General features: G+C 69.6%; 25 protein-coding genes. 4 read left to right on the forward strand and 21 right to left on the reverse strand.

All coding sequences use genetic code 11. From position 1 onward, the window contains the following. Positions 1-11: 11 nt before the first annotated feature. Both ACODT0_RS27875 and ACODT0_RS27880 read right to left on the reverse strand, forming a co-directional pair. The gene (locus tag ACODT0_RS27875; RefSeq protein ID WP_057594731.1) at positions 12-215 is read right to left on the reverse strand and encodes a hypothetical protein; all 204 of its coding nucleotides are present in this window, start codon (positions 213-215) and stop codon (positions 12-14) included. Between the two features lie 85 nt (positions 216-300). Continuing rightward, a complete protein-coding gene (locus ACODT0_RS27880; protein ID WP_261210905.1) occupies positions 301-1497 on the reverse strand; it encodes a PLP-dependent transferase in 1197 nt (398 codons plus the stop codon). An 86-nt stretch (positions 1498-1583) separates the two neighbouring features. On the opposite strand from ACODT0_RS27880, the gene ACODT0_RS27885 reads away from it, so the two are divergent. The 4 genes from ACODT0_RS27885 (at position 1584) to ACODT0_RS27900 (ending at position 5777) form a co-directional block, all read left to right on the forward strand. Beyond that, positions 1584-2039 (forward strand): MerR family transcriptional regulator, encoded by a 456-nt coding sequence (locus ACODT0_RS27885; protein WP_489042822.1) that lies wholly within the window; start codon positions 1584-1586, stop codon positions 2037-2039. Positions 2040-2061: 22 nt separating this feature from the next. Continuing rightward, positions 2062-4377, forward strand: coding sequence for a VIT domain-containing protein (locus ACODT0_RS27890; protein ID WP_489042823.1), 2316 nt, complete (start codon positions 2062-2064; stop codon positions 4375-4377). A gap of 1 nt (position 4378) precedes the next feature. After that, positions 4379-5257 (forward strand): helix-turn-helix domain-containing protein, encoded by an 879-nt coding sequence (locus ACODT0_RS27895; protein WP_489042824.1) that lies wholly within the window; start codon positions 4379-4381, stop codon positions 5255-5257. Positions 5258-5318: 61 nt separating this feature from the next. After that, positions 5319-5777 carry a VOC family protein gene (locus tag ACODT0_RS27900; protein ID WP_075116853.1) on the forward strand — a complete coding sequence of 153 codons (459 nt, stop codon included), beginning with the start codon at positions 5319-5321 and terminating at the stop codon, positions 5775-5777. A gap of 67 nt (positions 5778-5844) precedes the next feature. Here ACODT0_RS27900 and ACODT0_RS27905 read toward each other — a convergent pair whose 3' ends face one another. The 19 genes from ACODT0_RS27905 to scpB all read right to left on the reverse strand — a co-directional run bounded on the left by ACODT0_RS27905 (position 5845) and on the right by scpB (position 25560). Beyond that, positions 5845-6369, reverse strand: a complete 525-nt coding sequence (locus ACODT0_RS27905; protein WP_057594725.1) for a phosphoribosyltransferase — start codon at positions 6367-6369, stop codon at positions 5845-5847. Between the two features lie 90 nt (positions 6370-6459). Continuing rightward, on the reverse strand, positions 6460-7791 hold the full coding sequence (locus tag ACODT0_RS27910; RefSeq protein ID WP_057594724.1) for an adenylosuccinate synthase: 1332 nt from the start codon (positions 7789-7791) through the stop codon (positions 6460-6462). Between the two features lie 21 nt (positions 7792-7812). Beyond that, entirely contained in the window at positions 7813-8973 is a 1161-nt protein-coding gene (locus ACODT0_RS27915; protein WP_261210910.1) for an ATP phosphoribosyltransferase regulatory subunit, read from the reverse strand. Positions 8974-9091: 118 nt separating this feature from the next. After that, positions 9092-9280, reverse strand: coding sequence for a DUF2065 domain-containing protein (locus tag ACODT0_RS27920; RefSeq protein WP_057594722.1), 189 nt, complete (start codon positions 9278-9280; stop codon positions 9092-9094). Positions 9281-9308: 28 nt separating this feature from the next. Continuing rightward, positions 9309-10202: a protease modulator HflC gene (gene hflC / locus ACODT0_RS27925; RefSeq protein ID WP_057594754.1), complete on the reverse strand. Its 894-nt coding sequence runs from the start codon at positions 10200-10202 to the stop codon at positions 9309-9311. Between the two features lie 20 nt (positions 10203-10222). After that, on the reverse strand, positions 10223-11587 hold the full coding sequence (hflK, locus tag ACODT0_RS27930) for an FtsH protease activity modulator HflK (RefSeq protein ID WP_057594721.1): 1365 nt from the start codon (positions 11585-11587) through the stop codon (positions 10223-10225). A 74-nt stretch (positions 11588-11661) separates the two neighbouring features. Then, the gene (gene hflX / locus ACODT0_RS27935; RefSeq protein WP_057594720.1) at positions 11662-12831 is read right to left on the reverse strand and encodes a GTPase HflX; all 1170 of its coding nucleotides are present in this window, start codon (positions 12829-12831) and stop codon (positions 11662-11664) included. A 58-nt stretch (positions 12832-12889) separates the two neighbouring features. Beyond that, positions 12890-13135, reverse strand: coding sequence for an RNA chaperone Hfq (hfq, locus tag ACODT0_RS27940; protein WP_056582504.1), 246 nt, complete (start codon positions 13133-13135; stop codon positions 12890-12892). Between the two features lie 161 nt (positions 13136-13296). Beyond that, positions 13297-14643, reverse strand: coding sequence for a ribosome biogenesis GTPase Der (gene der, locus ACODT0_RS27945; protein WP_057594719.1), 1347 nt, complete (start codon positions 14641-14643; stop codon positions 13297-13299). Between the two features lie 50 nt (positions 14644-14693). Then, positions 14694-15836, reverse strand: coding sequence for an outer membrane protein assembly factor BamB (gene bamB, locus ACODT0_RS27950; protein ID WP_057594718.1), 1143 nt, complete (start codon positions 15834-15836; stop codon positions 14694-14696). 12 nt (positions 15837-15848) lie between these two features. After that, positions 15849-16541 carry a YfgM family protein gene (locus ACODT0_RS27955; protein ID WP_057594717.1) on the reverse strand — a complete coding sequence of 231 codons (693 nt, stop codon included), beginning with the start codon at positions 16539-16541 and terminating at the stop codon, positions 15849-15851. A gap of 89 nt (positions 16542-16630) precedes the next feature. After that, positions 16631-17968, reverse strand: coding sequence for a histidine--tRNA ligase (hisS, locus tag ACODT0_RS27960; RefSeq protein WP_261210913.1), 1338 nt, complete (start codon positions 17966-17968; stop codon positions 16631-16633). A 13-nt stretch (positions 17969-17981) separates the two neighbouring features. After that, positions 17982-19238: a flavodoxin-dependent (E)-4-hydroxy-3-methylbut-2-enyl-diphosphate synthase gene (gene ispG, locus ACODT0_RS27965; RefSeq protein ID WP_413764554.1), complete on the reverse strand. Its 1257-nt coding sequence runs from the start codon at positions 19236-19238 to the stop codon at positions 17982-17984. Between the two features lie 14 nt (positions 19239-19252). Then, entirely contained in the window at positions 19253-20203 is a 951-nt protein-coding gene (locus tag ACODT0_RS27970; RefSeq protein WP_489042825.1) for a helix-turn-helix domain-containing protein, read from the reverse strand. Further along, positions 20196-21047, reverse strand: a complete 852-nt coding sequence (pilW, locus tag ACODT0_RS27975; RefSeq protein ID WP_489042826.1) for a type IV pilus biogenesis/stability protein PilW — start codon at positions 21045-21047, stop codon at positions 20196-20198. Before pilW ends, ACODT0_RS27970 begins: the two co-directional genes overlap by 8 nt. Before the next feature lie 4 nt (positions 21048-21051). Beyond that, positions 21052-22227: a dual-specificity RNA methyltransferase RlmN gene (rlmN, locus tag ACODT0_RS27980; protein WP_057594713.1), complete on the reverse strand. Its 1176-nt coding sequence runs from the start codon at positions 22225-22227 to the stop codon at positions 21052-21054. Between the two features lie 21 nt (positions 22228-22248). Then, positions 22249-22674, reverse strand: coding sequence for a nucleoside-diphosphate kinase (gene ndk, locus ACODT0_RS27985; protein WP_019653122.1), 426 nt, complete (start codon positions 22672-22674; stop codon positions 22249-22251). A gap of 157 nt (positions 22675-22831) precedes the next feature. Then, entirely contained in the window at positions 22832-24670 is a 1839-nt protein-coding gene (locus ACODT0_RS27990; protein ID WP_489042827.1) for a pseudouridine synthase, read from the reverse strand. Further along, positions 24667-25560, reverse strand: coding sequence for an SMC-Scp complex subunit ScpB (scpB, locus tag ACODT0_RS27995; RefSeq protein WP_413763799.1), 894 nt, complete (start codon positions 25558-25560; stop codon positions 24667-24669). Before scpB ends, ACODT0_RS27990 begins: the two co-directional genes overlap by 4 nt. Positions 25561-25647: the final 87 nt, after the last annotated feature.

The raw sequence follows: 25647 nt of genomic DNA on the forward strand, positions 1-25647 counted from the left end.
CGGTGCAGCGTTCAACCGTTCTTGGTCGGCAGTTCGGGAACGGTCGGCGGATCGCGTTCGAGCGAGGCCACGTCGTCTTCCGGATCGCCCGGCGCGAGGCCGTCGCTGCTCGGGGAAAGCTTGCGGTTCGCCTTTTCGCGGAGCTTTTCTTCCTTCTTCTTCTTGCGAGCCAGCTCTTTCTGCCGCTTCTCGTAACCGTAATTCGGTGTTGCCACTGATCTCTCCTTCAGGCGAAGCAGTCGGACGACTGCGCGTCGGGGTACTGTAAGCGATATCCGGCGCGCCTCCGGCAAGGCCCGCTCAGGCCATGCGCGCGAGTGCCTGCTGCAGGTCGGCGCGCAGGTCGTCCACGTCCTCCAGGCCGATCGAGAAGCGCACCAGCGTGCCCTTGTAGGGCCAGGGCGCCACGTCCGGGTCGCGCATCAGGCCGATGTCGTAGGGCACCACTAGGCTGATCGGGCCGCCCCACGAATAGCCGAGGCGGAACAGTTCGAGGCTGTCGCAGAAGCGGTCGACCTGCTCGGTGCCGTAGCGCTCGTCGAAGACGATCGAGAACAGGCCCGCCGCGAGGTCGGCCTCGCCGCACAGCGCGCGCCAGTGGCGGTGGCCGGGCGAGCTCTCGATCGCCGGATGCAGCACCTGCGCGACCTCGTCGCGGTCGGTGAGCCAGCGCGCGAGTTCGCGCGCCGCGCGGTCGTGCGCCGCATAGCGCAGCCCGATGCTCGGCAGCGAGCGCAGCAGCGTCTCGACATCGCCCACACCGACCCCGAAGCCGATGCGCATGTGGGTGAGCTTGAGCGCGCGGTGCAGCCGCTCGTCGCGCGTGACCACGCTGCCCATGAGCACGTCGCCGCCGCCGCTCGGGTACTTGGTGAGCGCGTGCACCGAGATGTCGACGCCCTGCCCGCTGCCGTTGAAGTCGAAGGGCGCGAAGGCCAGGCCCGCGCCCCAGGTGTTGTCGAGCGCGCTGAGCACGCCGCGCGCGCGGCAGGCGGCCGCGAGCGCGGGCAGGTCCGGGAATTCCATCGTCACCGAGCCCGCGGCCTCGAGCCACACCAGCTTCGTGCGCGGCGAGATCTTCGCCGCGAGGTCCTCGGGGTTCATCGCGTCGTACAGGCGGTACCCGATGCCGAAGTTCGCGAGCTCGCCGGTGGCCAGCGCCTTGTTGGGGCCGTAGGCGTTGTCGGGGATCAGCACCTCGTCGCCGGTCTTGAGGAAGGCGAAGGCGACGAGCGAGATCGCCGCCAGGCCGCTGGGCACCAGCAGGCATTCGGTGCCGCCCTCGAGGGTGGCCAGGCGCTCCTCGAGCGTGAAGGTGGTGGGCGTGCCGTGCAGGCCGTAGGTGTAGCCGGCCTTGGTCTTCCAGTCGCGCGCGCGCATCGCGGCCACGTCGGCGAAGAACACCGTCGAGGCCTTGTAGACGCCGGGCTGGGGCGCGTCGAAGGTGGCGGGCGGCACGTAGGGGTGGTGGATCAGGGTCGTGGAAGGCTTGCTCATGCGGTCGATGCTAGCGCGCCCCCATGGGCCGGGCTTTCGTGTGCTTTTTTAAAAACAGTTCTTGTGTTTAAATTAAGTGTATGAAATTGAACCCACCCTCCCCGGCGGCTTCCTATGCGCTCGCGGACCTGTGCGTGCTGGCCGACCTGCCGCCGCGCACGGTGCGCTACTACGTGCAGATCGGCATCGTCGACCGGCCCGAGGGCGAGACGCGGGCGGCGCGCTATGGCGCGCGGCACCTCGAACAGTTGCTGCTCATCAAGAAGTGGACGGCGGCCGGCGTCTCGCTCGAGCGCATCCGCGAGCTGCTGCAGGGCCGGGAGGCGCCGGTGCCGGCGCGCCCGCGCGTGGCCGGCTCGGTGGAGGTGCGCAGCCACCTGACGGTGGCCGACGGCGTCGAGGTGGTGATCGAGCCCGGCCGGGCCGGGCTGTCGCCGGAACAGGTGCGCGGTTTCATCCAGGGCGTGATGGCGGCCTTCGCGGCGGCTTGCGCCCCCTCCCCCGTCGACGGCCCCGCCGCCGACGCTCCGAAGAAGAACTGAAGACACAGGAAAGGGACATCCCATGAGCTATCAGGAACATGCACGCATGACGACCGCGAACGGCGACAGCATGCTGCTCGAAGGCGTGAAGGCCAGCGGCGACCTGCGCGGCGTGCTGCTCGAGATGACGGTCGAGCAGCGCTTCCGCAATCCGGGCGCCTCGAACGTCGAGGTGGTCTACGGCTTTCCGCTGCCGTGGGGCGCGGTGCTGCTGGGCGTCGACGTCCAGCTCGGCGAGCGGCGTCTGTGCGGCACGGTGGTCGAGAAGGCCGAGGCCGAGGCGGCCTACGAAGGCGCTTTGGCCGAGGGCCACGCGGCCATCATGCTGGAGAAGAACCACGACCGCAGCTACACGCTGAACCTCGGCAACCTCGCGGCGAACGAGGCCTGCATCGTCACCCTGCGCTATGCGCAGACCCTGGCCTTCGAGCAGCAGGGCCTGCGCCTGCTGATCCCGACGGTGATCGCGCCGCGCTACGGCGACCCGGTCGCCGACGGCGGGCTGCGGCCGCACCAGGCGCCCGAGCACAGCGCGGTGGCGGCCTACCCCTTCGACATCGAGCTGCGCCTGCATGGCGAACTGGCACGAGCGCGCGTGGCCTCGCCCAGCCATCCGGTGGGCGTGGCGATGCGGCCGGAGAGCGGCCTGCTGCAGGTGTCGCTGGCGCGCCGCGGCGCGCTCGACCGCGACTTCGTGCTGGTGGTCGACCAGCTCGCGCACGCCTCGGTGGCCGTGGCGGCGCCCGACGATGTCGCGCCCGGTGGCATCGTCGCGCTCGCGAGCTTCTGCCCGCGGGTGCCGGCGCGCGGCCCGGCCACCACCGACGTGCAGCTGCTCGTCGACTGCTCGGGCTCGATGGCCGGCGACAGCATCGATGCCGCGCGGCGCGCGCTGCAATCGATCGTCTCGCGGATGGGCGCGGGCGACCGATTCTCGCTCTCGCGCTTCGGCACCACGGTCGAGCACCGTTCGCGCGGCCTGTGGCAGCTCACCGAGGTCACGCGCCTGGCCGCGCAGCGCTGGATCGGCGCACTGCGGGCCGACCTGGGCGGCACCGAGATGGAAAGCGCGCTGGCCTCCACCTTCGCGCTGGGCGCCGGCGCGTCGAGCGACGTGCTGGTGGTCACCGACGGCGAGATCAGCGCCATCGACGCGACGGTCGAATCGGCCCGTGCCTCGGGGCACCGCGTGTTCGTGGTCGGCATCGGCAGCAGCCCGGCCGAGAGCCACCTGCGGCGCCTGGCCGAGGCCACGGGCGGGGCCTGCGATTTCGTCGCGCCCGGCGAAGCGGTCGAACCGGCCGTGCTGCGCATGTTCGCGCGGCTGCGTTCGCCGCGGCTCGATGCGTTGCGCGTCGAATGGCCGGGCGGCGCACAACCACGGTGGACCTCCGCCCTGCCGCGCTCGGCCTTCGGCGCCGACACGGTGAACGTGTTCGCGCTGTTCGACGCGCCGCCCGAGGGCGAGGTGCGGCTGCTCGGCGTGCGCGCGCAGGGCGACGCGGCCGAGGAAGCGATCGGCAGCGCGCGCGTGAATGCCGTGGCCGAACCGATCGACGCGCTCGGCCGGATCGCCGCGCACGCACGCGTGGCCGAACTCGGCACGGAGGACGTGGCGCAAGCCCGCCGCCTCGCCGTGGCCTACCAGCTCGTGACAGACCTCACCAACTACCTGCTCGTGGTCGAACGCGCCGAGGGCGAGCGCGCGACCGACATGCCCGAGCTGCGCAAGGTGGCGCAGATGGTGCCGGCCGGCTGGGGCGGCACCGGCTCCGTGCAGTTCGACGCCATGCTCGCCGCACCGGCGCCGATGCTGATGCGCACGCGCGGCCTGCCGGTCGCCGCGGCCGCCGGCGGCGCGCCCGGGCGCCTGATGAAGATGCAGGCGAACTCCGCGGCCGAGGCTGCGGCGATGGCCCCGGCGGGCACGCCGCGCGCGCTCGGCGCCTGGCTGCGCAAGACACCGGCCAGCGCCTGGCCGACCAGCTATGCCGCGCTGGCGGCCCAAGGCATTCCGCAGGAAGTGGTCGACTGGCTCGAGCTGGTGATGGCGGCGCTGGACGGCAGGCAGCGCACGGAGGCGACCGTGGTGGCCTCGTTCCTCCACCTGCTGGCCAACGTGCTGGTCTTCGAGCAGTCCGGCCAACCCGAGGGCGTGCTGCGTGGCACCGCCAACGCGGTGCGCCGCCTGCGCGAGGCCTTCGGCCGCGGGCCGGCCAGCGTGCCTCCCGACGTCGACATGCGCTTCGTCGAGCAGCTGGCGGCGCAACTCGCCGGCATGACGCCCCAGCGTTGGCCCGACCCGGTCTACGCGCTGCACGCGGAAGCCCAGGCCTGAGATGCGGCAACTGACGCGCGCGCCCATGCCGCACCTGCGGCCCTTCGTGCGGCAGGTCTGGGCCTGGGCGCCGGGTGCCGGGGTCGAACGCCCCGGCGCGCGCGAGCATGTGCTGCCCACGGGCGGCATGCACCTGGTGTTCCGGCTCTCGGGGCCGCCGCTCAGGCTGTTCGACCACGCGGCCGACACCGAGGGGCACACCTGCGGCCATGCCATCGTCGGCGGCGCGCGCAGCAGCTTCTACCTGCGCGACGTCTCGGTGGCCACGCGCTCGGTCGGCACCCAGCTGCAGCCCGGCGCGGCGCGCGCGCTGCTGGGCGCGCCCGAGGACGCGTTGTCGGGCCAGCACACGCCGCTCGACGCGCTCTGGGGCGCGCGCGAGGTGGCGGATGCGCTCGAGCGGCTGCATGCCGAGGCCGACCTGGCGCGCCAGCTCGCGTTGTTCGAAGCAATGCTGTCGGCGCGGCTGGCGCTCGCGCTGCGCGCCGGCCTGCGCGGGCTGCATCCGGCGATCGCGGCGGCGCTCGGGCCGCTCGCGGGCGAGAACCCGGCCATCGGCGCGCTGGTGGCCGACAGCGGCTACAGCCATCGGCGCTTCATCGCGCTGTTCCGCGGCGCCATCGGACTCACGCCCAAGGAGTACGCGCGCGTGATGCGCTTCGACCGCGCGCTGGCGCTGGCGGCCGATCCGGCGCGGCCCTGGGCCGAGATCGCGGTCGAGGCCGGCTATGCCGACCAGGCGCACCTGAGCCGCGAGTTCTCGGCGCTCGCGGGCATGGCGCCGCAGGCCTGGCGGCGCACGGGCGCCACGTCGCCGCGCCATGTGGCGGCGCCCGCGAACGCCGCCACCGGTCAAATTCGTTCAAGACGGCCGCGCTGAAGCCTTCCAGAATCGGCGCCGACACGCGATTTCTTCCACGAACCACGACGAGAGGCACCCCATGGCGATCCACGAGCTCTTCCCCTACATCTGCGTCCACGATGCCAAGGCCGCGGTGGCCTTCTACTGCGAGGTCTTCCAGGTCAAGGAGATCTTCCGGCTGGTCGAGCCCAGCGGCCGCATCGGCCATGTCGAGCTCGACTTCCACAACGGCGCGATCCTGATGATCTCGGACGAGTACCCCGAGTACGGCATCCCGAGCGCGAAGACGCTGGGCGGCAGCGCGGTCACCCTGCACCTGCACGTGGACGATGCCGACGCGGTGGTCGCGCGCGCGGTGGCGGCCGGCGCCACGCTCGAGATGCCGACCGAGGACCGCTTCTACGGCGAGCGCTCGGGCGTGTTCCGCGATCCCTTCGGCCACCGCTGGAACGTGGGCCACAGCATCGAGAAGCTGTCGCCCGAGGAGATGCAGCGGCGCTACACGGCGATGTTCGAGAACGGCGGCGGCGCCTGCTGAGGCACCATGAAAAACGCCCCGGCAAGCCGGGGCGTCGAGGTCTGGCGGACGCGTCTGGAGACGGGCCTCAGACCGACCACTTCTCGATCAGCTTCTCGGGCCGCAACGAGTCGTAGCCTTCGAAGGGCTGGTGGATCCACGGATTGGTCTGCAGGAATTCCACCGAGTAGTCGGGCGTGAAGGTCGAGAGCGCCTTGGTCCACAGCACCGCGCTGCGCAGCTCGGTGATGGGCGCGTAGTTGTTGCGCAGCATGTTGATCACCGCATGCAGCGTGTGGCCCGAGTCGGCCAGGTCGTCGACCAGCAGCACCTTGCCGGCGATCTCGCCCTTGGGCGTGGTGATGTAGCGCGCGATGTCGAGGTGGCCCTGGATGGTGCCGGCATCGGCCCGGTAGGAACTGGTCGACATGATCGCCAGCGGCTTGTCGAAGATGCGCGACAGCACGTCGCCCGGGCGCATGCCGCCACGGGCGAGGCACAGGATGGTGTCGAACTCCCAACCCGACTGGTGCACCTTGATCGCGAGCTTCTCGATCAGGTTGTGGTACTCGTCGTAGCTCACGTAGAGGTGCTTGCCGTCTTCGGTCAACATGGGGGATGGGCTCCTGGATGAATAGCGGATGTCGCCCGGGTCAGCGGGCGCAGGGGGCTTCTTTTTTGGGGTTGTTGTCGAACCGTGGGATCAGTCGGCCAGATAGGGGTGGCGCATCATGATCGTGTGATCGCGGTCGGGGCTGGTCGACACCATGTGGATCGGCACGCCGGTGACCTGCTCGATGCGCTGCAGGTAGAGGCGCGCATTGACCGGCAGCTTGTCGTACTGCGTCACGCCGACCGTGCTTTCGCTCCAGCCTTCGAGGGTTTCGTAGATCGGGGTGCAGCGCTCGATCTCGTCGGCGCCCATCGGCAGGATGTCGGTGGTCTCGCCATCGAGCTCGTAGCCGGTGCACAGCTCGAGCTTCTCGAGGCCGTCGAGCACGTCGAGCTTGGTGATGCACAGGCCCGACAGGCCGTTGACCTGCGCCGAGCGCTTGAGCAGCGCGGCATCGAACCAGCCGCAGCGGCGGCTGCGGCCCGTGGTCACGCCCTTCTCGGCGCCCACGGTGCTCATGTGATAGCCGGGGGTACCTGGCGTGGCCCAGTCGAGTTCGGTCGGGAACGGACCACCGCCCACGCGCGTGCAGTAGGCCTTGGTGATGCCGAGGATGTAGTGCAGCATGCCCGGGCCCACGCCCGAGCCGGCGGCGGCGTTGCCGGCCACGCAGTTGCTCGAGGTGACGTAGGGGTAGGTGCCGTGGTCGACGTCGAGCAGCGTGCCCTGCGCGCCTTCGAACAGCAGGTTGGCGCCGTCGCGGTGGGCGTCGTTCAGTTCGCGCGAGACGTCGGCCATCATCGGTTTCAGCAGCGCGGCATGCCGCATGGCCTCGTCGAACACAGTGTCGAAGTCGATCGCGGTGGCGCCCAGCACCTCGACCAGCACGTGGTTGTGCAGGTCGAGCAGCACGCGCAGCTTGGCCGCGAAGCGCTCGGGGTGCTTGAGGTCCTGCACGCGCAGCGCGCGGCGCGCGATCTTGTCCTCGTAGGCCGGGCCGATGCCGCGGCCGGTGGTGCCGATCTTCTCGACGCCGCCCTTTTCGCGGTAGGCCTCGCGCGCGATGTCCAGCGCGGAGTGGAACGGCAGGATCAGCGGGCAGGCCTCGCTGATGCGCAGGCGCGAACGCACTTCCACGCCGGCCTTCTCGAGCCCTTCGATCTCCTCGAACAGCTTGGCCGCCGACAGCACCACGCCGTTGCCGATGTAGCACTTCACGCCGGGACGCATGATGCCGCTGGGGATCAGGTGCAGCGCGGTCTTCACGCCGTTGATCACGAGCGTGTGGCCCGCGTTGTGGCCGCCCTGGAAGCGGACCACGCCCTGGGCGCTCTCGGTCAGCCAGTCGACCAGCTTGCCTTTGCCCTCGTCGCCCCACTGGGTGCCGACGACGACCACGTTTCTTCCGGTGGTTACGCTCATGCTCGTTCCATTGCTAAAAATTCAGATCGTTCGGACTTGCCACTGGCCGGACTGCTCGACGAGCTCGCGGTCGCAGTGGAACTCATCGATTTCGCTGCCATGGCCCGGCAGCACGCACACCACGGTTTCGCCGGCCTTGCGCAGCCCGGCGATGGCCTGGCGCAGGCCGGTTTCGTCGCTCCAGGGCGCGCGGATCGCCGCGCGCAACGGACGCTTCGGCAGCACGCCGACCAGCTCGCGCACGTCGAGGCTGAAGCCGACCGCCGGACGGTTGCGGCCGAACACGGCCCCCACCTCGTCGTAGCGGCCGCCGCGCACCAGCGAATCGGCCGCGCCCGGCACGTAGATGCCGAAGCGCATGCCGCTGTAGTAGGCATAGCCGCGCAGGTCGGCCAGGTCGAAGCTGATCTTGCGGCCCGCCACGCCATCGAGGCCGGCGGCCAGCAGCTTGAGGTCGGACAGCGCCGCGTGCACCGCGGGCGTGCCCTGCAGCGCCCGGGCGGCCTCGTCGAGCACGGCGGCGTCGCCATAGAGCTGGATCAGCGCCAGCAGGCCTTCGCGCGCGGCCGCGGGGAAATCGCGCGTCAGCGCGCGCAGCTCGCTCGCATCCTTGGCGGCCAGCGCCGCATGCACGCGCGCCAGCACGGCCGCGTCGACCGGCACGCCGGCGAACAGCGCGCGCACGATGCGGGCATCGGCGAGGTCGACGATCACGCCCTCGCGCAGGCCGGCCGCGTCGAGGCAGTCGAGCGCGAGCAGCAGGATTTCGGTGTCGGCCTCGAGGCCGGCATGGCCATAGATCTCGGCGCCGAACTGCAGCGGCTCGCGCGTGGCGTGCGGGCGGTCGGGACGGGTGTGGAGCACCGGTCCGCAGTAGCACAGCCGTGCCACGCCGTCGCGGTTGAGCAGGTGGGCATCGATGCGCGCGACCTGGGGCGTGGTGTCGGCCCGCAGGCCCATCGAGCGGCCCGAGAGCTGGTCGACCAGCTTGAAGGTCTGCAGGTCGAGCGCCTCGCCGGTACCCGACAGCAGCGATTCCAGGTGCTCGAGCAGCGGCGGCATCACCAGCTCGTAGCCGTAGCTGCGGGCGGTGTCGAGCAACTGGCGGCGAAGTTCTTCGATGTGGCGCGCCTCGGAGGGCAGCACATCGGCAATGTGATCCGGGAGGACCCAGGCGGACATGGGGATCGGGGGCGTGGTTAAACCGGAATTCTACCGGCAGCCGAAAAGCGCCCCGGCGGCGCCCGCTCGGGGCCGGCGACGAAGCGGGCGAAAGGGTCGGAAAGAAGCGCTGCCGGCCTCAGGCCAGCAGCCAGAGCAGGCACAGCCCGAGCACGATGCTGCACAGGCCGAAGAAGCGCAGTTGCCCGTCGCGCAGCTGCATCAGCTGGCCGAAGCCGCGACGCCAGCCGCCGGGCGACACGAAGGGCAGGATGCCCTCGATCACCAGCACCAGCGCCAGCGCGCTCCAGAAGGTGTCGGAACTCACGTCCCCGAAGCCGCTGCGAACGGAGACGTCAACGGCGCGGCGCGCCGGCGCCCGAACCCTGCATCGCGCGGAAGAAGTCCGACGAGGGGTCGACCACCATCACGTCGCTCTTCTTGTTGAAGCTCTGCTTGTAGGCCTCGAGGCTGCGGTAAAACTGCGCGAACTGCGGATCGCGGCCGAAGGACTCGCTGTAGACCGAGGCGGCCTGGGCATCGCCCTCACCCTTGATCTTCTGCGCGTCGCGGTAGGCATTGGCGACGATCACCTCGCGCTGGCGGTCGGCGTCGGCGCGGATCTTCTCGCCTTCGGCCGTACCGGTGGAACGCAGCTCGTTGGCCACGCGCTTGCGCTCGGCTTCCATGCGGCGGTAGACCGATTCGGTGATCGCTTCCACGTAGTCGACGCGCGTGATGCGCACGTCCACCACGTCCACGCCCCAGGGCTTGGCGCCCTTCACGACGGCCAGCACCTCGCGCTGCACGTCGGCCATCAGGGCCTCGCGGCGCACCGAGATCAGGTCGCGCACGGTGCGCTTGTTGATGTTTTCCTGGAACGCGTTGCGCACCACGCGGTTGAGCTGCATGGCACCGGCGTTCTCGTCGAGGCCGACGTTGCGGATGTAGGCCTGCGGGTCGGTGATGCGCCAGCGCACGTACCAGTCGATCACCACGCGCTGCTTCTCGGCCGTGAGCATGGGCTCGGTGTCGAGGCTCGACAGCGTGAGCAGCCGCTTGTCGATGTACGACACGTTCTGGAACGGCGGCGGCAGCTTGAAGTTGAGGCCGGGCTCGGTGATGACCTGCTTGATCTGGCCCAGGGCGTAGACCACGCCGAACTGGCGCTGGTCGACCACGAAGAGGGTCGAGCTCAGCAGCACCAGCAGCACGAGGATCGACGAGGCGATGAATCCGATTCTGTTCATGTTCTTGTTGCCTTCCTGGTTCAACGCACGTCGCGGTCACGCGAGCGGCCGTCGCGGGCACGCATGTCGTTGGTCGGCGCGACCGGGATCACCGAGGACTGCACCGGCGCGGTGCCGGCGACGCTCGGGCTGGCGGCATCGACCGGCGTGGCCTGGTTGCCGTTGCCGGTCTGCTGGATCAGCTTGTCGAGCGGCAGGTACAGCAGGTTGGAGCCCTGCTTGCTGTCGACCAGCACCTTGGTCGTGCTGGCGTAGATCTGCTGCATGGCGTCGGTGTACATGCGGTCGCGCGTGACCTGCGGCGCCTTCTGGTACTCGGTCAGCACCGAGGCGAAGCGGCCGGCATCACCCTGGGCCTGCGCCACGATGCGTGCCTTGTAGGCTTCGGACTCTTCCTTGAGACGCGAAGCGGTACCCGTGGCCAGCGGCACCACGTTGTTGGCATAGGCCTGCGCCTCATTCTTGGCGCGCTCGCGTTCCTGCCCGGCCTTGAGCACGTCGTCGAAGGCGGCCTGCACCTGTTCGGGCGGACGCACGCCGCCCTGCTGCAGGTTGATGCCGACCACTTCCACGCCCACCTGGTAGCGGTCGAGGATGTTCTGCATCAGCTGGCGCACGCGCGGCGCGATCTGGTCGCGTTCCTCGGCGAGGGCCGCGTCCATCTTCATCTTGCCGACAACTTCGCGCACGGCGGTCTCGGCCACCTGCACCACCGTGTCGGCGGGCGTCTTGCTCTCGTAGAGCCAGGCGCGCGCGTCGCTCAGGCGGTACTGCACGGCGAACTTGATCTCGACGATGTTCTCGTCCTCGGTCAGCATCGCCGACTCGCGCAGGCCGGTGGAGCGCACGATGGCGTCGCGGCCCACGTCGGTCGAGCGGATCTGCGTGACGACCACGGTCTCGTGGCGCTGGATCGGGTACGGCAGGCGCCAGTTGAAGCCCGCGCCCACGGTGGTCTTGTAGCGTCCGAACTGGGTGATGACGGCCTGCTGGCCTTCGTTCACGATGAAGAAGCCGGTGCCGAGCCAGATCAGCACGGCGACGATGGCCACCAGGCCGATGCCGAAGCCGGCGTTCTTCATGTCGGGTTTGTAGCCATTGCCGCCACCGTTGCCGCCGCTGGGACGGTTGTTGTTGCCTCGGCCACCGCCGAAGAAGCCGCCGAGCTTGCGGTTGAGATCGCGCCAGAGTTCGTCGAGGTCGGGCGGTCCCTGGTTGGGGCCTTGGCCGCGCGGGCGGTTGTTGTTGCCGTTGTTGCCCGAAGGCGGGGGCGTCGGGGCACCCGGGGGATCGGCGTCGGGCGGCCTGTTGCCCGAAGGGCGATCGCCGTTCGAGGAGGACGAATCGTCGCCCCGCCCCCATCGGCCATCGTTCAGGTTGAACATGCCCAAGAACCCTTTCCACACTGGCTTTGCATTCATTCGCGTCGTTCTCTTGTCAGTGGCGGGATTGTGCCCAATCAATGGGTGGCGCCGTGCAATTCAGCGTCACCCTCAGGGGTCATGGTATCGGCGATCGAGCCCGAGAGGCGGGCCAGCTCCGCGCGCAGCAGGGGCAGGCCCTCGCCGCTGCGGGCGCTCAGGAAGATGCGCGGAACCTGCACGCCGTCGATGTCCATGTCGTCCTGCAGATGCAGCGGACGTTGCGTGCTTTCAAGGGCATCGAGCTTGTTGAAGACCAGCAATTGAGGCACGGCATCGGCGCCGATCTCGCGCAGCACCGTCTGCACCTCGGCCATCTGCTCGGGATGGTGCGGGTTGGAGGCATCGACCACGTGCAGCAGCAGGTCGGCATCGACCGCTTCCTGCAAGGTCGCCTTGAAGGCGTCGACCAGGCCGTGCGGCAGGTCGCGGATGAAGCCCACGGTGTCGGAGATCGACACCTGCCGGCGCGCATCGCCCAGGTAGAGGTTGCGCGTGGTGGTGTCGAGCGTGGCGAACAGCTGGTCGGCCGCGTAGGCGCGGGCCTTCACGAGCGCATTGAACAGCGAGGACTTGCCCGCGTTGGTGTAGCCCACCAGCGAGATGTTGAAGGTCTCGCGGCGCTCGCGCTGGCGGCGTTGCGTGCCGCGCTGCTTCTGCACCTTGGCCAGGCGCTCGCGCGTGCGCTTGATCGACTCGGCGATCATCCGGCGGTCGAGCTCGATCTGCTTCTCGCCCGGGCCGCCGCGCACGCCGGCACCGCCGGTCTGGCGCTCCAGGTGGGACCAGCGGCGCACGAGTCGCGTGCTCAGGTACTGCAGGCGGGCGAGCTCGACCTGCAGCTTGCCTTCGTGCGAGCGCGCGCGCTGCGCGAAGATCTCGAGGATGAGGAAGGTCCGGTCGTACACCGCGACGTCGAGCTGGCGCTCGAGATTGCGCTGCTGGGCCGGGCTCAGCGACTGGTCGAAGATGACCTCGCTCGCGCGATGCATCGCGGCGAGCTCCTTGATCTCGTCGGCCTTGCCGCTGCCCACGAAAAGCGCCGCGTCGGGCACCTTGCGCTTGCACACGAGGCGCGCCACGGGCGAGAGGCCCGCGGTTTGCGCGAGCAGGCCGAGTTCTTCGAGTTCGCTGTCGAAATGGGGCAGCCCGAAGTCGACGCCGACGAGAACGACGGCGCCTTCCTGGCGGGAATTCAGTTCAGACAAGCGGTATCAGAAAAGGGGAAAAGCGCGGCGGGTTTGACACCGCCGCGCTCCGCGCCGATCAGGCTGCGGCGTCGTCGTTCTCGTTGGCCGAGAAGTTGACGGCACGACCCGGCACGATGGTGGAAATGGCGTGCTTGTAGACCATCTGTGTCACCGTGTTGCGAAGCAGCACGACGTACTGGTCGAAAGACTCGATCTGACCCTGCAGCTTGATACCGTTCACCAAATAAATGGAAACCGGCACATGCTCGCGACGCAGTGTGTTCAGAAACGGGTCTTGTAGAAGTTGCCCTTTATTGCTCACGATATTCTCCGTGTTCAAGAGTAGTTGTTGGAAAAGGGACCTTAACACAGGCCTCCCGCGCTGCAGCATTCCGCGCCAAAAGCCTTTGAAAAATAACGGTTCTCAAAAGACGGAACTTCCGCCGCGACGCCCGCTCAACGGCCGCCAACGGCGCCCAAGGCTCACTCGTCCTTGTCGGCGTAAGGATTGTGGGAGCTCTTGAATTCGATCCGCAATGGCGTTCCCACCAGGTCGAATTCCTTGCGGAAGCGCCCTTCTAGAAAGCGCTTGTAGGCATCGGTCACGTGCTCGAGCGAATTGCCGTGGATCACGATCAGCGGCGGATTCATGCCGCCCTGGTGCGCATAGCGCAGCTTGGGCCGGAACATGCCGGTGCGCTTGGGCGTCTGGAATTGCACCGCCTCGAGCAAGAGCCGGGTCAGCACCGGCGTCGACATCTTGCGCGTGGCCGACTTGTGGGCCTGCGCAATGGCCTGCCACAACGGTCCCAGGCCCTGGCGCTTGATGGCCGAGATGAAATGCAGCGCCGCGAACTTGAGGAACACCAGCCGGGTCTCGATCTGGCGCTGGATCTGCTCGCGCTGGTAGCTGTCGACCGCGTCCCACTTGTTGATGGCGATCACCACCGCGCGGCCGCTCTCGAGGATGTAGCCCGCGATGTGGGCGTCCTGGTCGGTCACGCCCTGGGTGGCGTCGAGCAGCAGCAGCACGACATTGGCCGACTCGATGGCCTGCAGCGTCTTGACCACCGAGAACTTCTCGATCGCCTCGAACACCCTGCCCTTGCGGCGCAAGCCGGCGGTGTCGATCAGCTCGAAGCGCTGGCCGTTGCGCTCGAAGGGCACCGAGATCGCGTCGCGCGTGGTGCCGGGCATGTCGAAGGCGACCAGCCGCTCCTCGCCGAGCCAGGTGTTGATCAGCGTGGACTTGCCGACGTTCGGCCGCCCCGCCACCGCGAGCTTGATCGGCTTGTTGACGTCGTCCTCGCCATCCTCGTCGTCCTCGGGTTCGGGCAGGTTCAGCGATTCGAGCGCCAGCTCGACCAGGCTGCGGATGCCCTGCCCGTGCGCGGCTGAAACGCCGTGCACCTCGCCCAGGCCCAACTCGTAGAAATCGACCAGCTTGGCGCCGTCGCGCATGCCCTCGGACTTGTTGGCCACCAGGATGCAGGGCTTGCCCAGCCGGCGCAGCTCGTTGGCGATGTCGTGGTCCTGCGCCGACAGTCCCTCGCGGGCATCGACCACGAACACCACGACGTCGGCCTCGGCCACGGCCTGGCGCGTCTGCTTGGCCATCTCCTTGAAGATGCCGCTGCCCGCGTCGGGTTCGAAGCCGCCGGTGTCGATGACGATGAATTCGTGCTTGCCCAGCCGGCCGTTGCCGTAGTGGCGGTCGCGCGTCAGCCCGGCGAAGTCCGCCACGATGGCGTCGCGCGACTGGGTCAGCCGGTTGAACAGCGTGGACTTGCCGACGTTGGGACGGCCCACCAGGGCCATGACGGGTTTCATGGCCGCTCCTTCGCGGATTCGCAATTCATGGCCATGCCCTGCAGCAAAGATCAGTCGGGACGGTAGCCGAAGACACCGCCGTTGGCCGTGACGACGACCACCGTGTTGCCCACGACCACGGGCGTGGCCGCGATGGCCGAGCCATCGGGCGTGGTGCGGTTCAGCAGGCCGCCGTTTTCGCGCGAGACGAACAGCAGCAGGCCGGTGCTCTCGCCGATGACCAGCGAGCGGCCCACGGCCAGCGGCGCGGTCAGCGTGCGGTTCTTGAAGGTGGTGGTCTGCCAGGCGCGTTCGCCGTCGGCGCGGCGCCAGGCGGTGACGCTGCCGTCGGCCTCGGTGCCGTAGACGAAACCGTCGTCGCCGCCCAGGCCTTCGGCGCCCGACGCCGGCTTGCTCCAGACCAGCGCGCCGCGCAGCGTGTCGACGCAGCCGACGCTGGCGTAGTAGGCGCGCGCGCAGACGGTGTCGCCCACGCGGCTCACGCTGCCGGTCAGGTCGACCAGGCGCTCGACGTCGTTGGTGCCGCGCGGGGCCGCGATCGGCGATTCCCAGCGCGAGGTGCCGTTGGCCGGATTGATGCCCGCGAGGCGGCCGCCGATGCCGGCCACCAGGGTGTCGCCGACGGCCAGCAGCACGCCCGGCTTCTTGAGCACGAGGTTCTCGCCGGTGCGCTGCTGCGACCAGAGGCGACGGCCGCTCTCGCCGTCCCAGGCACTGAGGTTGCGGTCGGCGGTCTGCACGAAGACGCGGCGACCGGCCACCAGCGGCGCGGTGAAGGCCTGGGCCGTGAGGCGCTGCTTCCAGATCACCTTGCCGCCCTGCAGCGCGACCAGCTCGTTGCCGGTGGTGACCACGGCGGTGATCGAACCGTCGCTGCCCACGCCCGCCGCCAGCGGCGCGCCGACGCTGGCGCGCCAGGTCTCGCGGCCCGCGCGGGCGTCGATGCCGACCACGGTGCCGTCGGCCGCGGCCACGGTCACGATGTCGCCGCTGATGTCGGTGGTGAGCGGGAACTTGACCGCCGGGATCTTCACGCTCCAGGCCTGGCGCACGCCGATCAGCGAGGCATTGGTCGGCAGTTCGGCCGGCTTCGGCTTGGAAGTGCCCGAGCAGGCGGCCAGGACCGCGACCAGGACAAGAGCGGACCCCGCGCGCACGGCGGTCGATTCAGGCATGAAACGCATGAAATTCATGATGGCGGGCGATCAGGATTTGGCAGGAACTGCGGGAGTGACGGTGATGGCGGGCGCCAGGCTCCTGGGGTCGACGCCGACCGCATTGAGCTTGAATTCGACCAGCCGGCGATATTCGGAGGCGGCGCCGAGGCCGGTCCAGGCCTTGCGGTACTCGGCCTGCGCCTCGTCGCGCTTGCCCTGGGCCAGGTAGATGTCGCCCTTGCGGTCGGCCACCAGCGGCTCGAATTCCTTCGGCACGTTGCCCGAGAGCTGCTTGAGCGCGTCGTCGTAGGACTTCGCGTCGAGCAGTTCGGCCGCGAGGCGCAGCTTGGCGATGGCCTGGTAGCCGGGGTCGGTGGCCTTGTCGGCCACCCAGCCGAGCGCGGCGCGCGAGGCTTCGGCATTGCCCTTGTCGTAGAGCGTCTTGGCAGCCAGCAGGCCGGCCTGCTGCGCATAGGCGGTGCCAGCGAAGCGTTCCTTCATGTCGTTGAACACGCGCTCGATGCGGGCGGCATCGCCCGACTGGGCGCTGCGCTCGACCTCGTCGTACAGCGCCGCCGCCTGGGCCGCCTTGCTGCGCTGGAAGTACTGCCAGCCGTTCCAGGCCACGAAGGCACCGGCGACGAGCAGCACGACCCAGGTGATCAGGGTGCCGTAGGTGTTCCAGAAATGCTTGAGCTGGTCGAGCTGTTCCTGTTCTTCGAGATCGAGATGGGTTGCCATGCGCTGTCAGTGGTTGGAAGGACTCGAGGCCGCGGTGCGCCGGGTGCGCCCGTGTGTTTTCATGATCCGCCTCCGTTAGGCTGAAAGACTCAAGTACGGGCCGATGATTCCCCGGGAGCCGGCGATTGTAGGGTGGCGGCCCAGCCGGCCACGTCCGCGAGCGGGCGGGCCACCTGCGAACCGCTGCCGTCGCGCAAGGATTTCACGGTGACTTCGCCGCGCGCCAGTTCGTCCTCGCCGAAGATCAGCGCATAGCGCGCGCCGCTCGCATCGGCCTTCTTGAACTGCGCCTTCATGCCGCCGCCGCCCGCGTGCTGCACCACGGCCACGCCGGCCGCGCGCAACTGCTCGAGCACCACCATCGCCTGCGGCAGTGCCGCGGCCGCGGGCACGATGGCATAGGCCGCGGGCGCGCTGCCCGGCACCGGCAGGCCGAGTTCCTGGATCAGCAGCAGCAGCCGCTCGATGCCCAGGCCGAAACCCACGGCCGGCGCGGGCTTGCCGCCCATCTGGCCGATGAGGCCGTCGTAGCGGCCGCCGCCGCACACCGTGCCCTGCGAGCCGAGCTGGTCGGTGACCCACTCGAACACGGTGAGGTTGTAGTAGTCCATGCCGCGCACCAGGCGCGGGTTGACGCGGTAGGCCAGGCCCGCGGCATCGAGCACCGCGCGCACCGCGGCGAAGTGCGCGCGCGACTCCTCGCCGAGGAAGTCCATCAGCTGCGGCGCCGCCTCGACCATCGCCTGCATGGCGGGATTCTTGGTGTCGAGGATGCGCAGCGGATTGCTGTGCAGGCGGCGCTGCGCGTCGGCGTCGAGCAGCTCGGCATGCGCCTCGAAGTGGCGGATCAGCGCCTCGCGATGCGCCTGGCGCTCGGCCGGCTGGCCCAGGCTGTTGAGCTCGAGCCGCACGTGCTGGCCCTCGAGCAGCCCGAGCTCGCGCCACAGCGCGCGCACCATGAGGATCAGCTCGGCATCCACGTCCGGGCCCGCGAAGCCCAGCGCCTCGACGTCGAGCTGGTGGAACTGGCGGTAGCGGCCCTTCTGCGGCCGCTCGTGGCGGAACATCGGGCCCAGGGTCCACAGCCGCAGCGGGCCGTTGTAGAGCGCGTTGTGCTCGACCATGGCGCGCACGATGCCGGCCGTGGCCTCGGGGCGCAGCGTGAGCCTGTCGCCGTTCATCGAGTCGGTGAAGGAGTACATCTCCTTCTCGACGATGTCGGTCACCTCGCCGAGGCCGCGCACGAACAGCGCCGTGGGCTCGACCACCGGCGTGACGATGTACTGGTAGCCGTAGCGCGCGAGCAGCGAGCGCACCGTCTGCTCGAACCACGACCACAGGGCCGAGTCGGGCAGGCGGTCGGTGCGCGGCACGCTCGCCGGCAATATGTCGTTCATGCCTTTGACGGCATTGATCTTGTCAGCCATGGGAGAGGAGTGGTCAGGCGACGTCGGCAGCCTGGGGCTGGCCGAAGCGCTTTTCGATGTAGGTTTCGACGAGCTGGTGGAACTCGTTGGCGATATTGTCGCCGCGCAGCGTGAGGGCCTTTTCGCCGTCGATGAAGACCGGCGCGGCGGGCGCCTCGCCGGTGCCGGGCAGGCTGATGCCGATGTCCGCGTGCTTGCTCTCGCCGGGGCCGTTGACGATGCAGCCCATCACGGCCACCTTCATCGTCTCGACGCCCGGGTATTTCTTGCGCCAGACCGGCATCTGCAGGCGCAGGTAGTCGTCGATCTGCTTGGCCAGTTCCTGGAAGGTGGTGCTGGTGGTGCGCCCGCATCCCGGGCAGGCGGTGACGCTCGGCACGAAGATGCGCAGGCCCAGCGACTGCAGGATCTCGGAGGCGATCACCACCTCCTGCGTGCGCGACTCGCCCGGCTGCGGCGTGAGCGACACGCGGATGGTGTCGCCGATGCCTTCCTGCAGCAGGATCGACAGCGCGGTGGCCGAGGCCACCGTGCCCTTGGTGCCCATGCCGGCCTCGGTCAGGCCCAGGTGCAGCGGATAGTCGCAGCGCCGCGCGAGTTCGCGGTAGACCGAGATCAGGTCCTGCACGCCGCTGACCTTGCACGACAGGATGATCTGCTCGCCGGCCATGCCCATGGATTCGGCCAGCCTGGCGGATTCGATGGCCGAGGTGATCAGCGCTTCGTACATGACCTGCCTGGCGTCCCAGGGCTGCGCGCGCTGGCTGTTGGCGTCCATCAGGCTGGCCAGCAGCTCCTGGTCGAGGCTGCCCCAGTTCACGCCGATGCGCACCGGCTTGTTCCAGCGCATGGCCGCGTCGATCATCTGGCCGAACTGCCGGTCCTTCTTGTCGCCCTTGCCCACGTTGCCGGGGTTGATGCGGTACTTGCTCAGCGCCTCGGCGCAGGCCGGGTACTCGGTCAGCAGCCGGTGGCCGTTGTAGTGGAAGTCGCCGACCAGCGGCACGTCGATGCCCATGCGGTCGAGCTGCTCGCGGATGTAGGGCACCTGCGCCGCCGCCTCGGGCGTGTTGACCGTGATGCGGACCATTTCGGAGCCGGCCTGGGCCAGCTCCTTGACCTGGATCGCGGTGCCGATCGCGTCGACGGTGTCGGTGTTGGTCATCGACTGCACGCGCACCGGTGCATCGCCGCCGACCGTGACCACGCGCGGCCCCCAGACCACGCGGGCCTGGCGCGAGCGGCGCGCCTTGGGCGCCGCGGATTCGATCGGCTGGGGTTCGCTCACGATTTCACCTCGAAGCGCGCAACGCCGCCGTTGCGCGTGAAGGGTTTGAGATCGAAGGGCTTGCCGAGCACCTGCACGTCGACGCTCGACGCGCGCCCGACCACCACCGAGAGCGGCAGCGCCCCCGACAGCCCGACCGTCTCGCCGGCCAGCAGGCTGCGCCGCAGCAACTGCTTGCCCGCCGCGTCGGTCACGGTGATCCAGCATTCCTCGCGCGCCACGAAGACCAGCGCCTGGCCGCTCGCGGCGGCGGCGGATGCGGCCGCCGCCGGCGGCGTGGCCGCGAGCACTGCCGCGACCGGCGCCGCGGGAGCCGGCACGACCGCGGGCGGGACGGCGCCGACCGCCGCGGCCGGAACCGGCACGTTCTCGGTCGCGACGCCCGGCGTGCCGCCGCTGGCCGCGGGAGGCTCTCCGGCGTTGGGGCCGATTTCGGCCGCGCCGCGCGCCGTGATGCGCGACACCGCGGCACCGATGCGGTCGAACACCGACTGCGGCAGCCAGAAGATCGCGGCCGCGCCGACCAGCAGCAACGCGACCACGGTCAGCAGCGCGCGCGACGGCAGCCCGGCCGAACGGCCGCTGCCCCAGCGCGAGGTGCCCGAGACGATGTGGGTCTTCAAATTGCGGTCGGCCATCGCCACCGCGGCCTTGGGCGCACCCGGCAGCTTGGCGAGCACCGGCGCCGGATCGACGCGCAGCGCGCGGCAGACGCTGCTGGCCAGCGCGCGCGCGAACACCGGATCGGGCAAGGCGGCGATGTCGTCGGCCTCGAGCGCCAGCAGCTTCTGCGCCGGCACCTTGAGCGCGGCCGCGACCATCTCGATGTGCAGGCCGTGCGCCTCGCGTGCCTCGCGCAGCATGGTGCCGGCGGACTTGTCGCTGTTGTCGGCTTCTTCGAGCGGGACCGCCGCGGAAGTGCCGAATTCGGAAACCCGTTCAGTCATTGAAATTCCCGCGCTCGAACGCCGAAGCTTCGCGCGACTGCGGGAAGCGGCGCTGCAGCTGCCCGCCCAGCTGCGCGACCGCCTCGCGGTTGTTGAGACTGCGCTCGATCTTGATCCCCAGCCACAGGGTTTCGGCGTTGGCCGAGGGACCGTTGTTGACGCGGCGCACGTAGAACTGCGCGCGCGACCATTCCCCGCGCTTCGCGAGCAGCGAGGCGAGGTTGAAGCCGACCACCGGATTGCCGGCATCGATCTCATAGGCCGCCTGCAGCGAGCGCTCGGCCTCGACGGGCTGGCCCGCGCGCATCTCGCACAGGCCCTGCGTCATCAGCGTCTTGGCGCGTTCGGTATAGGCCGGCGTGGCCAGCGCCTCGGTGAATTGCTGGGCCGCGTCGCGGTAGCGGTTCTGCTGGCACAGCAGCCAGCCGTAGTTGTGGCGCGTGTTGCCGTCGCGCGGATTGAGCGCCAGCGCGCGGCGGAAGCTGTCCTCGGCCAGGCCGGCGTCTTCCATGCGCATGTAGACCAGCCCGCGCAGCGCGAAGGCATCGGCGTAGTTGGGATCGGCGTTGAGCGCCTGCTTGATCTCGTCGAGCGCCACGGTGTTCTGGCCATGCTCGAAATAGCCGGCCGCGAGCTCCATGCGCAGGCGGGCGCGACGGCGCGCATTCGACTCGTCCGACTCGGTGACGAGCTGGGCGCCCGAGGGCGAACTGGCCGAATCGAGGCTGGTGGTCGTGGTGCGGGTGTTCACGCACCCCGAGAGCAGCAGCGCCACGATGCCCGCGACACTGGCGGCCAGCACGCGTTGCAGCCCGGCGCTCGCCGTCGGAAAAGCCATGCTCATCGGTTCAATGCTCCTGGGAGGCGGTGGAGGCGGTCTTGCGGACCGGATGCAACACGACCGTTCGCTCCGTTCCCGAGGCGGACGACGCCAGGCGGCGCTGCGCCATGCGCTCGGCCGCGCGGGTGCGGTCCTTGACGTCGCCGGCCAGTTGGCCGCAGGCGGCGTCGATGTCGTCGCCGCGCGTCTTGCGCACCGTGGTCACCAGGCCGGCTTCGCTCAGCATCTTCGCGAAGGCCAGCACGCGCGGCTGCGGCGAGCGCAGCAGGCCCGAGGCCGGGAACGGGTTGAACGGGATCAGGTTGAACTTGCACGACACGCCGTGCGTGCGCACCAGCTCGATGAGCTGGCGCGCATGTTCGGGCTGGTCGTTGACGCCGTCGAGCATGCAGTACTCGAAGGTGATGAAGTCGCGCGGCGCGTGCGCGAGGTAGCGCTTGCAGGCCTCGAGCAGCTCGGCGATCGGGTACTTGCGGTTCAGCGGCACCAGGTCGTCGCGCAGCGGATCGTTGGGCGCGTGCAGCGAGACGGCGAGCGCCACCGGGCAGTCGGCGCCCAGGCGGTCGATCATCGGCACCACACCCGAGGTCGAGACCGTGACGCGGCGGCGCGAGAGGCCGTAGCCGTTGTCGTCGAGCATGGTGCGCAGCGCGGGCACCAGCGCCGAATAGTTCTGCAGCGGCTCGCCCATGCCCATCATCACCACGTTGGAGATGACGCGCTCGTCGCGCTTCAGGTGCTTGCGCAGGAAGTGCTCGGCGAACCACAGCTGGGCGACGATCTCGCCCGTGCTCAGGTTGCGGCTGAAGCCCTGGTGGCCGGTCGAGCAGAAGCGGCAGCCGACCGCGCAGCCGGCCTGGGACGACACGCACAGCGTGCCGCGGTCGTCCTCGGGAATGAAGACGGCTTCGACGGCATTGCCGTCACCGACGTCGAACAGCCACTTGATCGTGCCGTCCTTGGATTCGTGCTGGGTGATGACCGGCAGCGCCTCGACGCGCGCGGTCGTCGCGAGCTTCTCGCGCAGCGACTTGGCCAGATCGGTCATCTGGGAGAAGTCGCTGGCGCCACGCTGGTGGATCCAGCGGAACAGCTGCGTGGCGCGGAATTTCTTCTCGCCGAGTTTTTCGCAGAACGCAGCCAACCCCTCGAGATCGAAATCGAGCAGGTTGGCCGTGGTCATGGATTCGGTCGAGATACGGCTTCAGCGTGCGTAGACGTTGAGGCCGGCGAAGAAGAACGCCACTTCGTTGGCGGCGGTTTCGGGAGCGTCCGAACCGTGCACGGCGTTGGCGTCGATGCTGTCGGCGAAGTCGGCGCGGATGGTGCCGGCGGCGGCCTTCTTCGGGTCGGTGGCGCCCATCAGGTCACGGTTCTTGGCGATCGCGTTCTCGCCTTCGAGCACTTGCACGAACACCGGGCCCGAGATCATGAACTCGACCAGGTCCTTGAAGAAGGGACGCTCCTTGTGCACGGCGTAGAACTGCTCGGCTTCGTTGCGCGAGAGGTGGACCAGCTTGGCGGCCACGATCTTCAGGCCGGCGGCCTCGAAGCGGGAAACGATCTTGCCGATGACGTTCTTGGCGACGGCGTCGGGCTTGATGATGGAGAGGGTACGTTCGATAGCCATGGAAGTGCTTTCTGAGCTTGCTTGATTCTGAAGTTTTTTGTCACAACTGCAACGATATTGTTGCGCCGTATCCCGACAAAGCCCGCGATTTTAACCGGCGGGATTCACCACCTTGGTGAAAACCCCGCGAAAGGCCGCGCGGGCGCGGCTGTTTTGTTCAGCGTCCGCGGCGCCGGCCACCGCCGCCGCCCTGCCCGCCGAAACCACCGCCTCCGCCCCCGCCGCCGCGGCGGCCGGAACCGCCCTGGCGTTGTTCCTTGCGCTGCCGCGTGAAGCTGTCGGCGCCGATGTAGCCGAGCGAGGTCTTCATCGGATCGGGCTGGTTGGCGCCGCTCGGCGGACGGTCGTCGCCGCCCTGCCGGTTGCGATTGCCGCCGTTGTTGTTGCGCCGGCCCTGCTGTTGCTGCGGCGGACCGCCGTTGCCGCCGCCCGGGCCGCGGTTGTTGCGCGGGCCGCGCGGCGCTCGCGCCTCGCCCATCGGGCTCGGGATCGGACCGTCGTCGCGCGCCTGGGCACCGCCACCGTTGCGGCCGCCGCGGCGCTTCTTGTTGCGCCCGTTGCGACCACCGCCGCCGTCCTGGCCCTGGCCGCGTTGCTGCTGCGGGCCCGGCCGCGCGGGCGCGCCGCCCGAGGCCTGAAACAGCGCGCGGATGTCGCGCTCGTCGAGCTCCATCCAGGCGCCGCGCTTGAGGCCGCGCGGCAGCACCATCGCGCCGTAGCGGATGCGGATCAGCCGGCTGACCGCATGGCCCACCGACTCGAACAGCCGGCGCACCTCGCGGTTGCGGCCTTCGGAGATGGTGACGCGGTACCAGCAGTTGGAGCCTTCGCCGCCGCCGTCCTCGATGGTGCCGAACTGCGCCATGCCGTCGTCGAGGCGCACGCCGTCGAGCAGCTTCTGGCGTTCCTCGGTGCTGAGCGCGCCGAGCACGCGCACCGCGTACTCGCGTTCCAGGCCGAAGCGCGGATGCATCAGCTGGTTGGCCAGGTCGCCCGAGCTGCTGAACAGCAGCAGGCCCTCGGTGTTCAGGTCGAGCCGGCCGACCGACTGCCACTTGCCCTGGTGCAGGCGCGGCAGCTTGCGGAACACGGTCGGGCGGTTCTGCGGGTCGTCGTGCGTGACGACCTCGCCCACGGGCTTGTGATAGGCGATCACGCGCGGCGGCGGCGGCGCGATCCGGTAGCGGATCGGCTTGCCGTTGATCTTGACCTGGTCGCCGTACTGGATGCGCTGGCCGATGTGGGCCGGTTCGTTGTTGACCGAGATGCGGCCCTGCAGGATCAGTTGCTCCATCTCCAGGCGCGAGCCGAGCCCGGCCTGCGCGAGCACCTTGTGCAGCTTGGGCGAATCGGCCTCGGGCAGCAGCACGCGCTTGAGCGGCGGCACCTCGGGGCTGTCCTCGTCGGCGTCGAACTGGCCCGAGATCACGTCGGCGAAGCGGATCGGCTCGGGCGGCGGCGCGTTGCGCTGCTCGCGCTCGGCGGCGCGGCGGGCGCGATCGAGGTCGTCCTCCTCGTCGTCGGGGTCTTCCTCGTCTTCGTCGTCGTCGGAGCGGTCGTCCGAGTCTTCCTCGTCGCGCGACTGGGCACGCACCGGCTCGGCACGAGCGGGCGCGGGCTCGGGTTCCGGCTCGGGCGCCGGCGCCACGACGGGCTCGGGTGCCGCTTCGAGCGCGGGCGGCTCGGATTCGGCCGCGGGCGCCTCGGCCACGGCCTTCGGCTTGCGCGGACGCTTCGGCTTGGCGGGCTTGGGCGGCTCCTCGGCGCTCTCGGCGGCCGCCACGGGCGCTTCAGGCTCGGCCACGGCCGGCGCCTCGGTGGCCTCCACGGCCTCCTTCTTGCGCCGCGGACGCCGCTTCGGTGCCGCGCCCTCCTCCGCCGTCGCTACGGTTTTCGCAGCATCACCCGCGGACTGGCCGGTCGTTTCCGGCGTGTTTTCATTGGACAAGGGGTCGATCGGCAGGATCGCCGCTTCGTCGGGATCGGATGAGCTCATGAGGTCTTTCCGGGGAGGACTGCGTCAGGATCGGTCGCGTCCGGCGGCGGAGCGTCGGGATCGATGCGGGGTTCTTCGGTGGGTTCGGTATCGGCGGGAGCCTGGGCTTCCGTGGGGGCTGGCGGTTCGGCGTCCTCGCCTCGTTCGTCGAGGGGGACGGCATCGCCCGGCTCGGGAGCCATGCCGGGCGACGCTTCGTCCGCGACCGCCTGCCGGACTTCGGGCTGTTGTTCTTCTGCCGGGGTGGTGGGCACAGTCTGCGCCTCTTCCACCGCCACGGCAACCGCGGCGTCCTCGGCGGCCGGCTCGTCGATCGGCAGCGCCGGCTGGTCGCCGCCGCCCGCGCGCTCGAGCGAGTCGACCAGCGCAGCCTGCTGCGCCGGCGTCTCGATCACCGGGAGCTGGTCCAGCGAGGCCAGGCCGAGGTCGTCGAGGAACTGGCGCGTGGTCGCGTACAGCGCCGGGCGGCCCACCGTCTCGCGGTGGCCGATCACCTCGACCCAGTTGCGGTCTTCGAGCTGCTTGAGGATCAGCGAGTTGATGGTGACGCCGCGGATGTCTTCCATGTCGCCGCGCGTGACCGGCTGGCGGTAGGCAATGATGGCCAGGGTCTCGAGCGCCGCGCGGGTGTAGCGCGGCGGTTTCTCGGGGTGCAGGCGGTCGAGGTGGTCGCGCATCTCGGGCCGGCTCTGGAAGCGCCAGCCACTGCCCACGCTGACCAGCTCGAGGCCGCGTTGCGTCCAGTCTTCCTGCAGCTCGAGGAGCAGCGACTTGATCGTGTCCACGCCCAGTTCGTCGTCGAACAGCACGCGCAATTCGCGCACCGGCAGCGGCTGGCTCGAACAGATCAAGGCGGTTTCGAGAATGCGCTTGGCATCCGCCGTATTCATGGTTCGCGTTGTCCGGGAAAAGGCGTCTTAGGAGACGCTTTTTTTGTTCAGAAGGATGGAAGGAGGCGTTGCCGGCACGCGGCGAGT

Source organism: Variovorax sp. FG153, assembly GCF_057809595.1.